The 15834-nt window shown below is 60.4% G+C and carries 8 protein-coding genes and 1 tRNA gene; 1 reads left to right on the top strand and 8 read right to left on the bottom strand.

Annotation, left to right across the window (positions count from 1 at the left end):
- Positions 1-86: 86 nt before the first annotated feature.
- The 8 genes from RCH11_RS04885 to RCH11_RS04920 form a co-directional block, all read right to left on the bottom strand.
- Positions 87-1274 (bottom strand): alkaline phosphatase family protein, encoded by a 1188-nt coding sequence (locus tag RCH11_RS04885; RefSeq protein WP_327055874.1) that lies wholly within the window; start codon positions 1272-1274, stop codon positions 87-89.
- A gap of 147 nt (positions 1275-1421) precedes the next feature.
- Positions 1422-1745 carry a hypothetical protein gene (locus RCH11_RS04890; protein WP_327055875.1) on the bottom strand — a complete coding sequence of 108 codons (324 nt, stop codon included), beginning with the start codon at positions 1743-1745 and terminating at the stop codon, positions 1422-1424.
- A gap of 156 nt (positions 1746-1901) precedes the next feature.
- On the bottom strand, positions 1902-2126 hold the full coding sequence (locus RCH11_RS04895) for a three-helix bundle dimerization domain-containing protein (protein WP_327055876.1): 225 nt from the start codon (positions 2124-2126) through the stop codon (positions 1902-1904).
- A 592-nt stretch (positions 2127-2718) separates the two neighbouring features.
- Positions 2719-4992, bottom strand: coding sequence for an AAA family ATPase (locus tag RCH11_RS04900; protein WP_327055877.1), 2274 nt, complete (start codon positions 4990-4992; stop codon positions 2719-2721).
- Positions 4958-9790 carry a DEAD/DEAH box helicase gene (locus RCH11_RS04905; protein WP_327055878.1) on the bottom strand — a complete coding sequence of 1611 codons (4833 nt, stop codon included), beginning with the start codon at positions 9788-9790 and terminating at the stop codon, positions 4958-4960. Before RCH11_RS04905 ends, RCH11_RS04900 begins: the two co-directional genes overlap by 35 nt.
- Before the next feature lie 343 nt (positions 9791-10133).
- Positions 10134-10210 (bottom strand) — tRNA-Met (locus RCH11_RS04910).
- Between the two features lie 36 nt (positions 10211-10246).
- Positions 10247-13153, bottom strand: coding sequence for a UPF0182 family membrane protein (locus tag RCH11_RS04915; protein ID WP_327055879.1), 2907 nt, complete (start codon positions 13151-13153; stop codon positions 10247-10249).
- Between the two features lie 76 nt (positions 13154-13229).
- Entirely contained in the window at positions 13230-14348 is a 1119-nt protein-coding gene (locus tag RCH11_RS04920; protein ID WP_327055880.1) for a YlbL family protein, read from the bottom strand.
- Between the two features lie 103 nt (positions 14349-14451).
- Here RCH11_RS04920 and RCH11_RS04925 point away from each other — a divergent pair, with 103 nt between their 5' ends.
- Positions 14452-15831 (top strand): zinc-dependent metalloprotease, encoded by a 1380-nt coding sequence (locus RCH11_RS04925; protein WP_327055881.1) that lies wholly within the window; start codon positions 14452-14454, stop codon positions 15829-15831.
- Positions 15832-15834: the final 3 nt, after the last annotated feature.

Raw genomic sequence — 15834 nt, forward strand, 5'->3', positions numbered from 1 at the left:
GCCCGTGCGCGGCTGCGCCAAATTAGGGACGTTTTACGAGGCGCGGTCGTAGCTCCAAGTCACTTCGCCGTCTGACGTTGCTCGAGCTACCTCAGTACGGGCGCTTTCGGTGGTTTGGGTCTCACCAGACCGTCGGTTGGCGCGGGCAACGTTGAGCCATCGCGCGTCACCAGAGGGGGCATCTGCTGCCCGAGCGGACTAGCCCACGGTGCCGGGGCAACCGGAATGGGACGGGGTGCAGGCAGTGTCGGTTGGGTGATGGTCGATCCCGGTACTGGTGGCTCGGTGCGGGTGAGCGTCGTGCTCACATGGTGGGCGAGACTCGGTGCCGTATCCACGCGCGGAACCCCCATCGGAGGCAACCCCAGGAGGTCGATGATCGTCTTGGGAATCGACGCGTGGGAGTGCCATTCGGAATCAATCTGTTGGGTGACCCGCCCCCCGAACATGATCAGTGGGATGCGAGAGCCGCCGATCGCTGCCCAGCCCTGCGGGTGGAGGGCGTCTGGTACGGTTTCGATCGCCGGGGTGGGGACTGAATCGGCGTAGCCGCCCCAGTCGTCCCAGGTGAGGATGAAGGTGGTGTCGGCCCAGCCGCCCCCGTCGATGACCGCCTGCACTCGCTCCCAGACCAAGTCGTGCCCTTTGGTGATGTAGGTGGGGTCACTTACGTGCGGGGGGTGCTCGTCGTACCCGGAAGGCGACCAGACGTAACAGATCTCGGGAAGGGTCCCCGCTTTGGCCATCGGGATGAAGTCTTTCGGCGGGAATACGTTTGCCGATCCCGGTGTGGTGGTCAAGCTGGCGTAAAACTTCGTAGGGTACCCGCCCTGGTCGGGGAATGCGGCCCAGGAAACATGACCGGCATCTGCGGTGGTGAAGATGGAGGGAAGATCCCACACCGGGTGCGGTCCGATGAACGGTGGGTTCTTCAACGTCGGCATCTGTCCGCCGATGGCGAGCATGTGGCCGGGGGTGGAGTTCGACCCGGACCCGAAATGATGATCTGCGAAGACGAACTCCTTCGCCAGGTAACTGTAGAACGGGATGACGTGATCGTTATCGATCTGCACGGGCAGCGCCGGGTAGTCACCCATCGAATAATGCACCCACGAGTTGCGGTCGTGGGGTTGGTCAAAGTTTGGCGGAGTCGAGAGCCGTGGCCCGGTGTCTGCGACCACAGCACCCCACGCGGCGAGGGAGGGGAAATAGAAGTCAGTGGTTTTGTTCTCTTGCAAGAACACGATCACCCGATGTCCGGGGATTGCCGTCATTGTGTCCTCCGTTGCTCGACCTTATCGACTCGAATCCGCTCTGCCTTCGACCTGATTCCAGCCAAGCACTGTATCTTGGGCCCGGCAAGCCCCGGACGGTGAACTCTCTCCGTCGATCCCCGCGCGTGGAGAGAACGTCGAGGGGGATCAGCGGAAGGGCAAGGGGATCTGCTGGGGGTAGTCCCACTCCAATTCCAGTCGGTGGCCGAACGCTGTTTCGGGCACGGCGTTACCGACCTCGAGTGCGATCGCATCCCGGATGAAAACAAGGGTGCCTTGATCGGGTGCGACTGCATGAACGGTCAGGGCCTGCCCAGTGTCGGTAATGAGAATCGCTCCGACCTGCGGAATGATGACAATTGATTCCGTGGTGGAGACGGGTACTTTTTGGAAACGGTCGAATCTGTTGCGGACGACATTGACCCACAAAGGTGAATCGACGGATGCGATAGACAAGCGAACAGCAATCATGGTCTCAATCGTGATCCGCCAAGGTTTCATCTCCCTAAACGGCAGATGACAGCCGTCTGAATGCAGGTTCGCCGGGGTCCACGTGACAAAACGTAGCCCGCTGCGAGCACCGGACCTTGATAGTGGGACCTCGCGACGCAGCGAGAGGACCGCCGTCTAACCTTTCCTGGTCAAATATCGACCAGCGTTATTCTTGCGCAACTGCCCTTTTGCGTCGTGTTCGACGAGTACCGGGATGAAGTCGCGGATAGGGCTCCCAGCCAGGGCGTCGTGCGCACTGTGCACAGCCGTTTCAACTTCGTCTCGGTCCAATGCGGGGAACTTCTCGCACAGACGCTCGATCACGCGAGCAATGGCCTGGTCTTCAAACTCGGAATCCATTCACTTAGTCTCCAATGGGCTGCAGCGAACCGTCAATTCTCTCTCTCCCCCACGCCGGCGCACCGTTGTCAGACGATGATCGACTCGCTCCGTCTGCGTCGTTCGTGGCACCGCTGTTTTCTCAACCGATGTGTGCGCCGTAGCGGTGTCCCCGATCGCGCTTGGCCACAGCAGACGATCGTTGCGACGGGGCCCGGAGCGTGCCGTTCTCTTCAGCCTTCTTGACGAGGGCCGGCTTGTCGTCCAGCATTTCGCGGATCAGGTGTTGTTGGGTGATTCCGCAGCAACGAAGATATCCAGTATGTCGCGAACAAGACACTGTGGCGTGGGCAGACGCTGTCGACCATCGGGGACAGTGCCGAGTGAACCCACCGGTCAACGAAAAGGCCGTCAGCAACGATCCGCCCCAAGATGTGGCGGGGCCGCGGTGTAGTCAAATCTGCAGTCACAGCCGGCAACTGCCATCAGGGCGCGATACGACAAAAGGTGATGACTGGCACTTGATCAGCATTTCTAGCAGGAAGTCACTGCAGATGCGAGGCGGATGACCTGAAGGCGTTATACCCAGGCGGAATACCGCTGCCCTGACGAACTAGAGACCAGGAACTTCCGACCGGTCGTCTGCCGGGTGTTCTTCACGCGCCATCATCATGGCGTAGTGCTGGTTTTGCCTGGTCTCGGTGAATATGCGCTCGAACACGTTGAGATAGGTTTCGACGGCGTGCATTGACGGCGAATGATCGTTGTCGTCAAAGATGCTGTGCGAGCCGCCATTCGCCCACATAAACAGTGAGCGGCAGATGAGCCGGTCGTCACCGGTGAACTGGTCGAGGATGCTGTCCTGACCGACATCACCGAGAACATTGAAGTAGGTCTCCAGGATTCGCCTCATCGTGTTCTCTAGCCCGATAGGCGTCTCGTAGCCCCCGGCGCGTCCTGCGTTTCTCACTTCGTCCCAGAGCCGACCATACGAGGACTTGATCGGATTCGCCTCGAAGGGTTCGACCATATGAGCACGGTCTGCATACTTCCGGATTGTGAAGTACCGCCGCCGTTTGTCGGGCTTCCGGCTGCGCTGGTAGGTGATCTCCTTGTGGAAGTAGACGTTGTGAGTCAGCACGATCACCTGCGCGACCTGACCGCCACCCTTGATCGCCTCGTCAACAAGACCTCGGATCAGCGCGCTCACCACCACCATGACATCGCTATCCATCGAGGAGATCGGATCGTCGATCACCGCAAGAATTGGTGCCGTCGAACCGCCCGTGCGGGTGCTCCGAAGCAGGTGGTAGTAGTACAGGAACGACAGGAAGGTTCGCTCGCCTTCGCTGAGCGAGCCCGCGTCAAAGGCACCGTCGTTCCGTGTGATCGTGTACCCATCGTCAAGCTCGTCGGACGCAGCCAGCCGGAACGAGGTGAATCCAGTTTCGGAGAGCACTCGATTCATACGTTCGATCGTCGGCTTGCTCGAAACCAACTGGGCGCTGAGAGCCAACTCGCGACGCACGATGTCAGCGAGTTCGACCTCGGCTGCATTAAACGACTCTTCGATACCCGCGATCGCCGGTTCGAGCCGGTCTACGTCACGCTGATATGCGGCGAGGTCGGAGTTCGTGACGCGAGCGGCAAAGTAGTTCCAGCATCTGTCGACCAGAAGCGGCCGCGCCTGCGCGCGCGTCCGAACGCGCGCGTTGTACTCGTCAATCCCGGCATTCGCCGAAGTGAATACCTCGTTGATCCGCTCGATCTCGGGCGTGAGGTCGTCAAGAGAGACTTCCGTAGAGGGGGAAGCGAGCTTCTGCTGAACCGACACCCGCACCTTCTCAACGGCGAGTTCGAGGGCTGCCGCTGGCGCTTCGAGTGCCCCACTGTCGAGGTGCCAGTTGTGTCCCTCAAGAAGGCGACGAACCGTTCCGAGGATCGCCTCGGACTGCCTCGCGAACGCCTCGTCGAAGCGCTTGAGCTTCTCGACCTGGTCTTCGTAAGACCGGTCAAACAATGCCTCCAGCTGGTGCGCGAAATTAGCAGGCATTTCCTGCTGACAGAACGGGCAAGTGCCATCGGCGTGCTCGACGTACTTGCGACCGGCTGACACCCAGTCCGCGTTTCCAAGCCGCTGCACCAAGTCGCTCAGGGAGGCATTCGCGCTACCAACCACTCGCTGCGCGAAGAGTTCATATCCGGAAATTGCATCGACCATGACTGCGGTTAGTGGGGGGAACTTAGACGCCTCCGTCGCTTGGTCATCAAAGACGCTCTGCGCTTCGGCAATCAACATAGCCTCGTCGGCATCACTGGCCTCTGACACTGCCTCCGCAGCTTCGAGCAGTCTCGTGACGAAGCGTTCCTTTGATCCGTTGAATCCGTCAAAAGCGATCGTGAGCTCGGGGGCGAGATCACTCCTTTTGCTCCACGCATCATCGGTCAGACGACGCTTCGCAGATGTCAGTTCGTCGCGGTTCTTCGTGAGGTTCGATGCGGTTCGCTTCTTCTTCATCTCCGCCTTGGGCCTCTCGCCGTTCTCCCCAACTATCGCCTCAAGTGCAGTGCGTTTTTCTACGTTCTCCTCGCCGAGAAGGAAGACCCCCTCAAGCCGCGAATACTGCTCGATCACCTTCTCGACGAAGTCCTTGTTGTAGACCTTGACGTCCAGCGGTACGTTATCCGTCCAGTGATGCTTCGTTCCCGGGAATCGCGACGGGTCTGCCAGCGCACGGCTGATCGAGGTCTTCCCTGAGCCGTTGGGACCGAACACGAAGGTGGCAATCCCGAAAGGCTTCACCGCGAGCGGCGCAGTGCCGAAGCACGCCACCCCCGAGATGGTCGACGACTCAAGCACCAATGACCTCCAGCGCAGGGAGCCCATTCACGATCTTCACGGTCTGGACGCTCACTGTTGTGATCCGCTTGATGAGGTCGAGGATGTAGCGCGGGTCGTCGTGTTCTTCGCCCCAGGCGTTCGGGTCATTGACGATCTCGGATGCCTTGTCGGTCTTGACCTGATACCGCTCAATGATCCAGTCGAGCGCAGATCGCGAACCGAGCAGGTACTCCTGAGCTTCTTCGGGGATGCCGGTCAGCATGATGTCATCGTTGAACACGACCGTCGTCTTGTTGTCCTGGCGTCCTTCCTTCGCGTAGCGCATCTTCGTCACGCGCAACGAGGCGTTCGGCTTGGCGTTCTCGATCAACGGGTAAAGCCGCACACTCTCGTAGCCGAGATGCAGCGCAGAGAGATCGCGTCCCGCCTTCACGAACTCCTTGAACCCTTCAACCTTCGGGATGCGCGGCAGCATTTTCATGAGGTCGGCTTCAAACTCTGCTCGGTACTCGCGAGAGTGCAGCAGCCCGTAGACGTAGAAGAAGATTTCGTCTTTCGTCACCTTGCCGTAGGCCTGCTTGAAGTCGGTCAGAATCTCGTCGGTGATGTTGTCCGTGCGCTCGAAGGTCGGGTTGCTGCCATCACCAAACACATCGAGGGAGGCCGCATCCGCGACGATGCTTCGATAGCTGTAACGCGGGAAGAATTGTCCCCCGCTTCCAGCGCCAGTGACATGCAAGTCGGGCAAGCAGTCGAGCATCAAGACAGAAAACGGCACCACAGATCCAGCCCCGACATAGTAAATGCCCACGTTCTCGGCTTCCGGTGTCGGGAACACTTCGTTGAGCCTGTAGACCATGTCGTTGAGGTCACGATCGAAAGCAACATGCTGTTTCTGGAATGGGCGGTACATCGCGACCCGAGGAACGATCGACGCAGAGGGAAGCTTCTCGCCTCGCTCCAGCTTTACTGCATCGACCCGATTCCAACTCATCTTTGTGGCATCGGGATCGCGCTTGAAGGTTTGACCGGTACTAATCGCGACCTTCCTACGATCTACCTCACAGTTGAAGAAACTGACCATCGAGCACACGGTGTCGATGACTCGTTGCGCGGAGAAGTTGTAAACCCACGAGTCACGACTCGACTTGAGCCCGCCCGTGTAAGATCCGAACACCCTGGTCTCGCGGGTCTTCGCTTTGTCCTTCTCACCGATCGGCGCGAACTGAGCGAAGTCATCGTTGCGCTTGTTGATCCAGTCACCCTCCGGGGACGTTTCGATCTGCTTCCACGGGATACCCGCGACGGACGCGAAGTCCTCGATCTTGGCGAGCTTTTGATCTCGTGTCAGGTAGTCGCCGATGTCGAAGTAATAAAGGCTTCCGGGCGCTGTCTGTGTCGGATTCTTCACGAGGATTGAGATGGCGATCGTGGCGCGTGACCCCGATCCGAAAATTTGTCCGCCCTCCCGTCGCGCCTTCTCCCCTGAGTTCCTTGTGTTTCCGCGCAGATTGAAAATGTAGACAGTGGTGAACTCGTCCATCAGGCTGAGGCGGAGACCGTCCGCCGTGTTCCCGTCGATGAACCCCCCGTTCGAGACGTACCCCACAACACCCTGGTCACCGATACGATCTGACGCCCAGCGGATTGCCCGGATATAGGAGTCGTAGAGGTTGTTCTTGTTGGTCGCGGTCGAACGCCTAGCATAAGTCGCGCGGATATTCCCGTCGAGGGTCTTGTACTCGTTGTTGGCATTGTCGTCGTTGCCAGACGATTGCCCCTTCGAGTACGGCGGGTTGCCGATGACCACGCGAATATCGCGAGCCTTCTGAGCAATTACTCGCTCATTGTTCGCGGGGAAGAACGCTGCTCCCGCGAGCTCATCCTCATCGTCCTCCTCAAACATTTGGAACGTGTCGGTCAGGACGATGCCGTCGAACGGCACGTAATTTCCACCTTGGAGAGCGTGATACGTTTCCTCAATGTTGATCGCCGCGACGTAGTAAGCGAGCAAAACCAGTTCGTTGGCGTGAAGTTCGTATCGGTACTTGCGCGCCAGGTCATGCGACTTGATGAGCCCCGACTGGAGCAGCCGGACCATGAACGTGCCGGTGCCCGTGAATGGGTCGAGGACGTGGATGCCCTCGTCGGAGAGAGTCGCATCGAACTCATCGCGAAGCACGTCGTTGACGCTGTGAATGATGAAGTCCACAATCTCGTTCGGCGTGTAGACGATTCCGAGCTTCTCGCTGGTTTTCGAGAATGCAGTCGAGAAGAACTTCTCGTACAACTCCTTGACGATTGTTTGTTTTGCGCCCGCGTCGTCAATGTCTGAAGCGCGGTTCCGGACGCTTTCGTAGAACTTGTCGAGGGTCCTCGTCTCGTTCTCTAGGTTCTCGCCATCGAGTACCGCGACCATCGCGTTCATTACCTGCGATACCGGGTTGCTCTCGCTAAACGCGTATCCCTCAAAGAGTGCGTCGAATACCGGCTGCGTGATGAGGTGTTGAGAGAGCATTTGAACTGCATCGTCGGCACTGATGTCTGGGTTGAGGTTCATTCTCAGCCCTTCGGTGAACGCCGCGAATTCATCGCGGATGAGCTTGTTGTCACCGTTGACGAGTGCTTCGATTCTGGTCGTGTGAGCTGCAGCGATCGCCGCGACATCCTTAGCCCAGTTCTCCCAGTAACGGCGCTCACCTACCTTCTGAACGATCTTGGACAAGATTGCGTCCCGCCATGCCTCGATTTTGGAGAAATCGAGGGTTGTCTGGGCATGAATCTTGTCAGCGCCCTTCTTCGCTACGTCGGCTTCGTCGTCGTCATCGCCGCGCGCGCTCCCGGTGCCGATGACATCGACTATGAGTCGGTCGGTCTTCTTCGTGAGGTCGATTTTGTTGACTTCGGCGTCGAACCGTTCATCGTGCGCACGAAGAGCCTGGAGCACCTGCCAGACCACTTTGTACTTGTCGTTGTCGTTTAGCGCATCCTCGGGAGCGACACCGCTCGGAACACCTATCGGCAGGATGACGTAGCCGAACTTCTTGCCCTTCATCTTGCGCATGACGCGACCAACGGACTGCACCACGTCCACGACCGACTTGCGCGGGTTCATGAACAACACCGCGTCAAGCGCGGGAACGTCCACTCCCTCGGAAAGGCATTTCGCGTTCGAGAGGATGCGGACAGTGTTCTCCGGCGACTGCGCTTTCAGCCAGTCGAGTTCCTTGTTGCGCACGAGCATCGACTGCGTGCCGTCGACGTGATGTGACTCAGCGTGCAGCATCCCAGAAGTGTCTTCGCCAATATTCGCCAAGCGCTCGATCTCACCCTCGACTACTTGCTGGAACGTCGATGACAGCGCCTTAGAGGTCTTGATGTCCTTGGCAAACATCACCGCGCGGGTCATCGGCGACGGATCATCGCCGTACTCGCCGGGGATCACGGAGCGCTTCGCGAGCCCGTTCCACGTTCCGACAATCTTGGCGGTGTCTTCCATCGCTAATTCGTAGCCATCGCTCGACATGAGCGACTGAAACTCCCGAGCGACAAAACCTTCATCAACTGCGAGTACGAGCACCTTGTAATCAGTTAGGCGACCCATGTTGACCGCTTCGCCAAACCCGAGACGGTGAAACTCCGGACCATAGATGGTCACGTCGTCCATGTCTGCGAGCTTCGCCCCAAGTTCGTCTGCCTTCTTGCGGGTGCCATCCGCGAAGATGCGCGGCGTTGCCGTCATGTAGAGGCGACGCTTGCCTTCGACGAAGCCCTGGTCGTGCACCTTCATGAACGCGGACTCATCGTCCTCAGCCAGCGCAGCGCCGGTCGTTCTGTGCGCCTCGTCGCAGACAATCAAGTCGAACTCGGGCAGCCCGAGACGCTGCGCTTTAGAGATCACCGGAAGCGACTGGTAGGTCGAGAAGATGACTGTGATGCGGTCGGAGCCATCGCCCTGGGTGAACTGCTTCACCAGCCCCGTGGCGTTGGTCGTTGCGGGGAACGCAAGGTCAGTTACCGGGATGTCCTCGTCCGTGCGCCGTTTGCCGACCGACACATCCGAGCACACCGCGAACGAACGTAGTGGGGCTTCCGCCTCGATCGTCCATTCCTTGAGTGTCTGCGACAACAGCGCGATCGACGGAACAAGAAACAGGACCGTGCCACCGAGAGGGACAACCTCCTCGACCAGCTTGAGCGATGTGAAGGTCTTGCCCGTACCGCACGCCATGATCAGCTTGCCGCGATCATTTTCACCGAAGCCGGTGACCACATCGTCGATTGCAGACCGTTGGTAGTCGAACGGCGACTTGTGTTTCTTCTTCGCGAGCTTATCGGGCTTACTCCATACGAACTGTGCCCAGTCAATTGAGGATTCATCGAGGTCTTGGACACGAAGTCGCTCGACCGGGATCGACTGATCGAGGATCGCATCCTCGGCATTCTTACCCCAAGTGTCCGATGTCGAGATGATAAGCCGGGATGCGAACTCCGGGGTTCCCTCTGCAGTGTTCTTGCCTGAGGCGGAGAGGAACGAGTCGAGCATCGCCTTCGTGACGGTGGTCTTCGGTGAGAAGAACTTGCACTGGATCGCCGTAAGGTCCCCGGTGTCGCGGTTTCGCGCAACCAGGTCGATCCCGGTGTCGGTGCGAATGCCGCGCTCGGGGTACTCCGTCCAGCGCCATACCTCGTCGTAGAGCGCTTCGTACTGAGGCTCGGTCTGGAGAAACGCCTCCATCAGGCGCTCGAAGTGCGCGCCCTTGTCGTACTCATCGAACGCGACCTTGCGGTACTGCTCAAGCACATCCTGGATACTGCTGACTTGTACGTCGTCGTTCGACACAGATGCACTCAATTCGTCTGGGGAAGCCTCAAGCTCAATCTAGCGAGTGGGTCCGACGACCTCGGCGTGCCAGTCGGCTAGTCCGCGAACTTGTCCGACGACCTGTCCAGACTGAACGAACGGCAGCTTCACGCGCGCATCGAGCATGCCGTCCGCGATTGCCTCCGTCGGGGCATTGTTCGAACCCGCGCGTCGCGGTCGATGTCGCCGCGCTAATGAACGCTGGTCCCGACAGCGGCGATGGATTCGCACGCTTCGCCGCACACTCGACCGCAGCGTAGTCAAAGGTGTAGTCAGGAGGAATGGAAAAGGGCCCTGTCCATGACAGGGCCCTTTCAATTACTGGTTGCGGGGACAGGATTTGAACCTGCGACCTCTGGGTTATGAGCCCAGCGAGCTACCGAACTGCTCCACCCCGCGGCACATAAAGAGCCTACCACGGGGTTGGAGGTCGGTTTACTTGTTGAGAGCGAACACCTTATTCAGTGCCGTCACGAGCGAAGCATCCGCCGTGGCATAGGCTGCGAGGTCTCCACTCTTGAGGGCGGCAGCACGGGCGGTGAGAGCGGACTGCACGTCAGCGAGAGCAGCCTTGAGCTCCGCGCTCGGCACACCAGTGCCGGGAGCCGTGCCTGTTCCGGTGCCCGGAGACGGCGACGGCGACGGTGTTGGAGCCACTCCGCCATCACCCGCACTCGTGCCTGAGTTTCCCGCGAACAGAGTGTTGAGCGCGGCGTCCAGAGTGTCCTCGAATGCAACCTTGTCACCGAAAGACACCAGGACCTTGCGCAGGATCGGATAGCTCGTCTCCGCGTTTGACTTGACGTAGACCGGCTGCACGTAGAGCAGACCGCCCCCAACGGGCACGGTCAGCAGGTTGCCAAGGTCGACCTTGGTGTTACCCCGCTGAAGCAGAGCCAACTGATTAGCGACCGCGGTATCGGTATTGAAGTTGCTCTGCACCTGGCCCGGGCCGGGCACCGAGTTCTGCTTCGGGAGGGCGAGAAGGGTGAGCTTTCCGTAGCCGGACGCGACCTCGCCCTTTACCTTGCCGGCGTCCGCATTCGCCGCCAGGTAGCCGGTGAGGATATTGCTAGTGCCGGCACCCTTCGAGCTCGGGATGTAGGTGGAGTAGAGCGAGAACGCCGGCTTCGTGGCACCAGGAAGCTTCATCGTCAGGAAGTACGGCGGCTGAAGCTTCGCGATCTCGGCCTCCTTGGTCGGATCGTTCGGCGTGACCCACGCGTCGCTGGCGGAGTAGAAGGTGCTGGGGTCGGTCACGTGATATGTACCGAGGATCTCCCGCTGCACCTTGAACAGGTCGGCCGGATAGCGCACATGGCTCATGAGGTCCGACGAGATTTCGCTGATCGGCTTCACGGTTGACGGATAAATCTTCTGCCAGGTTTTGAGGATCGGATCTTTGACGTCCCAGGCGTAGAGCGTCACCTTGCCGCTATAGGCGTCGACAGTGGCCTTGACAGAGTTGCGAATGTAGTTGACATCATCCAGCGCAAGCTGCGGGGCTGGCGTGTAGGTATCTGCGATCGCATTGCTGAGTTGTTGCACAGCCGAGTACGGATAATTTGCGGTCGTGGTGTAGCCGTCCACAATCCATTTCACGCGACCGTCCACAACGGCCGGGTACGGGTCGCTGTCGAGGGTGAGGTACGGAGCAGCCTTCTGGATACGATCCGCCGGATTACGGGTGTACAAGATTTGCGACTTGTCATTGACGCCGTTGGAAAGGAAGATCTGCTCCGACTGGAACTTGACGGCATAGATGAGCTTCTTGAAAAGGTTGTCGAGCTTCGGCCCGCCATTTTCCGCGAAGGTCGTTGTGGCGTTCTGGTTGGCGTTCGAGTCCCCCGCGGGGTAGTCGAGCTCAACTTTGCTTCCCCCCTTTGAGCCACCGACGATCGAATACTGCGGAGACTCTTCCCCGAAGTAGATGCGCGGCTCGAACGTTCCGAGCGCGCCGGTCACCGGGATGCCCGACTCCAGGAAGACCGGGAGGCCTTCGGTCGAGCGCTGGTTGCCATAGGCCGCGACCACACCATAGCCATGGGTGTAGACGAGCGTGTTGTTGTACCAGCTCGGAGCCGCGTTGGTGTTGGACTGGTTGAGCTCACGAACGGCGATCACAGTGTCCTGCGACTTTCCGTTGATCGTGTAGCGGTCCACATCCAGGTACTTGTTGAACTGGTAGTACTGCTTGATGCGCTCGAGCTGGCCGAAGGCAGCGGATACCACCGCGGGGTCGATGATGCGGATGCTCGCGGTGGTCTCGGCGTCGTTGCGCAACGCACCCTGCTTGGCATCTGTCTTGGCCGAGTAGGCCTCTTCCTGCACGCCAGCGACGCCGTACGCATCCCTCGTGGCATCGATGTTCCGTTGGATATAAGGAGCTTCGAGCGTGCGCACGTTCGGCTCCACCTGAAACTTCTGTATCACCCAGGGGTAGACCGATCCAATGAGCAGGCCGCTCACCAGCAGCAACGCGGTGCCGATGAGGGGAAAGCGCCAGCGTCCGATGACCGCCGTGATGACGAATAGGATCGCCACGACGGCGGCGATGCCTGCGAGTATCTGGCGTCCGGGGATGACCGCGTTAGCGTCGGCAAATGACGCCCCCTCGAACAGCGTGCTCGAGGTCTTGGTGCTGAGCGTGGCGTACTGGTCAAGCCAGATGCTCGCCGCCTGGAGGAGGAGGTAGACCGCGCCGGTGACGGCGAGCTGAATACGCGCAGTGCGCGAGATGCGTACCTCGCGGCCGTTGAAGCGCAGTGCTCCGTAGAGGTAGCTGGTTGCGATCGCTGCGATGGCCGAAATGAGCACGACAGCCGAGGCAAACGCGGCGACGGCCTGGTAGAACGGCAGCGCGAAGAGATAGAAGGAAACATCGAGGTGAAACTGGGGGTCAAGCTTGCCTGAGGGCACGCCGTTGATCCACTCGAGAGCAAGTTGCCAGCGGGATGAGGTCGCGACTCCGGCGAAAAGGCCGAGAATTGCGGGGATGCCTCCCATCGCAAGGCGACGAAGAGGCTCGATCACCTGCTGGTAGCGATCGAGCTGCGCATTGAGCTTTGCGTAGACCGGCCGACCGCGGAATGCTATCTGAATGCTGGCGAATACCGGAGCGGCCATGGCCACGAATCCGATGAAGAACATCACCGTGCTCGCAACCCACTGGGTGGTCAGCACCTTGAGAAAACCGAGCTGCTCAAACCACAGCCAGTCGGTGTAGAGACTTGCGAAGATGAAGAAGAGGATGACGAGGACCGCAACAACGGCGAGCGTGATCAGGAGGGTTACCCTCGATCGCGATGCCGGTCGGCGTTCTTCAGTGGGGGTGGACGTCACGAGACTGCTCCTGGCTTGTGGCGGATGCTGTGCTTTTCTATCTTAAGGGGCATGGTCTGGGAGGCCGCCCCCGCTGCTAGCGGGTGGGACAGGCGAGAAGACCACTCGTGCTCGAGCCATTCTTGATCGCTTTCAACGCCGCAAGCGAGTCGTTGAGCGTCTTGACCGCGAGAACGCGGATTCCGCTCGGGATATGCCCGGTCACCTCATCGCAATTCGAATACGGTGCGAGGAACCAGGTGGCCCCGGCCTCGCGCGCGCCATAGAGCTTCTGGCGGATGCCTCCGATGGGCCCAACGACTCCCGCGCCGTCGATCGTGCCGGTGCCCGCAACCGTCGCCCCACCGTTGAGCTTTCCCGGGGTGAGCTTGTCGATGATACCGAGCGCGAACATCTGGCCGGCGCTTGGCCCGCCCACATTCTCGAGCTGGATCTTCACCTCAAATGGATAGGTATAGACGATGGCCGGGAAGATACCGATGACTGGCACGGCATCCGCTCCGGAACTGAGCTCCGGTGTCACCGTGACCGTCTGGGCTACTCCCCCGCGTTCGATGCCGATGCTCACCGGTGCGCCTGCGCCGCTCTTGGCGATGATCGCCCGCAGTCCGAGCACGCTGTCGGCAGTCTGCCCGTCCACGCTCACAATCGTGTCACCCTTCTGCAGGATGCCGCTCGAGGGCGAGTGGGGCGAAAGGCCCCCCACGGTGAGGGCGGCGGGGAGGGTGTAGCCGAGGGAGGTGAGTGCCGCTGCCACGGCATCCTTTTGCGAGTTCTGCATGTCGACGTTCGCCTGGGCGTTCGACTGCTCCAGCGAGGTGCCCGCCGGGTAGACGGCGTCCACCGGCAGCACCGCCTTGCTCGGGTCAAGGTAAGCCTGTGCCACCTCGAACCAGCTCGGCGGCTGCTCACGACTGCCGCCGATATTCACGGTGAGCATGTCAAGGGCGCCGCCGGTGGGGTACGTCTTCTGCCCGGGTATCTGGATGAGCGGCACCTGCTTGCTGCCGTTGAGCACCGTTCCAAGGGTGTTGAAGACGGGCCCCGGCTGCTCGATCACGTACGGTGCCGGTACGAGCGTGAAGGCGAGGGTGCTGAATACCGCGGCCGCCAGAAGCACCCACCCGACCCGAGTGAAACGACGTCCCGACGAGGAGGGTGACAGGAGGTCGCGGTCATCGATGAACAGTGCCACCGGGATCCTTTCTGCACACTGTTCGCCACGGGCGCAGAGCAGCCTGACGGGACGAACTGGATACACACACCGCACGCAGCGCGCAGCCGCTAGCGTAGTTGCCATGCCTGAAGATTCGGCCCAGAACCCGGAAGATGAATTCCGCGACATGCTGAGCCAGTTCCTCTCCGGAAACGGAGACATCGATCCCGCGCGCCTCGCCAGTGCCGCCGGGCTCCCCAACGACCCGGAGATGATCCGCAACCTCATCGCCCAGTTGCAGAGCGCGATGCGCTCGAGCGGCGACGGCATCAACTGGGATCTCGCACTCGAGCAGGCCAAAACGCTCGCGGCGCAGGATGTGGTGGCAACGACCCCGGCGGAACGTTCCTCGCTCGAGCAGGCCTTCCATATAGCGGCGCTCTGGCTCGATGAGGCTACCTACGTCTCAGAGCTGACCTCGACTCCCCGTCTCATGTCCCGCCCCGAGTGGATCATCGCCACCATGCCGATCTGGACTCAGCTCGCCGAGCCCGTGGCTCTCAGCATCGCCAATTCGCTCACTCAGGTGCTTCGCGACCAGGCACCCGAAGAAATGTCCGGAATGATCGAGGGTGCATCGAAGCTCATGCGCAACGTCGGCGGCACCCTGTTCGCGATGCAGCTCGGGCAGGTAGTCGGCCAACTCGCCAGCGAAGTGGTCTCGGGGGGCGACATTGGAATCCCGCTGCTCGGCTCCACGAAGGACGGGGACCAGCAGGCCGCGATCCTTCCGCAGAACGTCGCGTCCTTCGGCGCCGGTCTCGACATTGAACAGGACCAGGTACAGCTCTACCTCGCGGTTCGAGAGCTCGCCCACGCACGCCTGTTCCGCCACGCCAAGTGGTTGCGGCTGCAGCTGATGACGTCGATCACCGAATTCGCCAAGGGGATCCGAATCGACACCGATCGACTCGAGCAGCTCGCTGCGGACTTCGACCCATCCAATCCCGAAGAGTTGCGCCAGGCCATGGTGAGCGGGGCGCTCATTCCGCCGAAATCGGAATCCCAACTCGCAGCTCTCGGTCGGTTGGAGACGGTGCTCGCCCTGATTGAAGGCTGGGTCGATGTGGTTACGGCCCAGGCCACCGTCCGCCTTCCGAAGTCCGATGCCATCGCTGAGACCGTTCGACGTCGACGCGCTGCCGGCGGCCCAGCGGAGTCCGCATTCTCCACTCTCGTTGGCCTGGAAATACGACCACGGCGACTGCGTGAAGCGGCCTCGATGTGGCAGAAGATCACCGACGAGCTCGGCGATGAAAAGCGTGACTCCCTGTGGTCTCACCCCGACCTACTCCCCACCTCTGACGACATCGACGACCCGGCCGCTCTCATCGTGAGACTCGGTGAACCGTCTGCCGCGGCAGACGACATCGACCAGGCGATCGAAGATCTGCTCAACGACGACCGCGATGATCGCCCGCACGAAGCCGGCAACGACAGCGCCGGGGATCCTGGCAAGTAGGGC

The organism is Glaciihabitans sp. GrIS 2.15 (genome assembly GCF_035984695.1).
GTDB lineage: Bacteria > Actinomycetota > Actinomycetes > Actinomycetales > Microbacteriaceae > Lacisediminihabitans.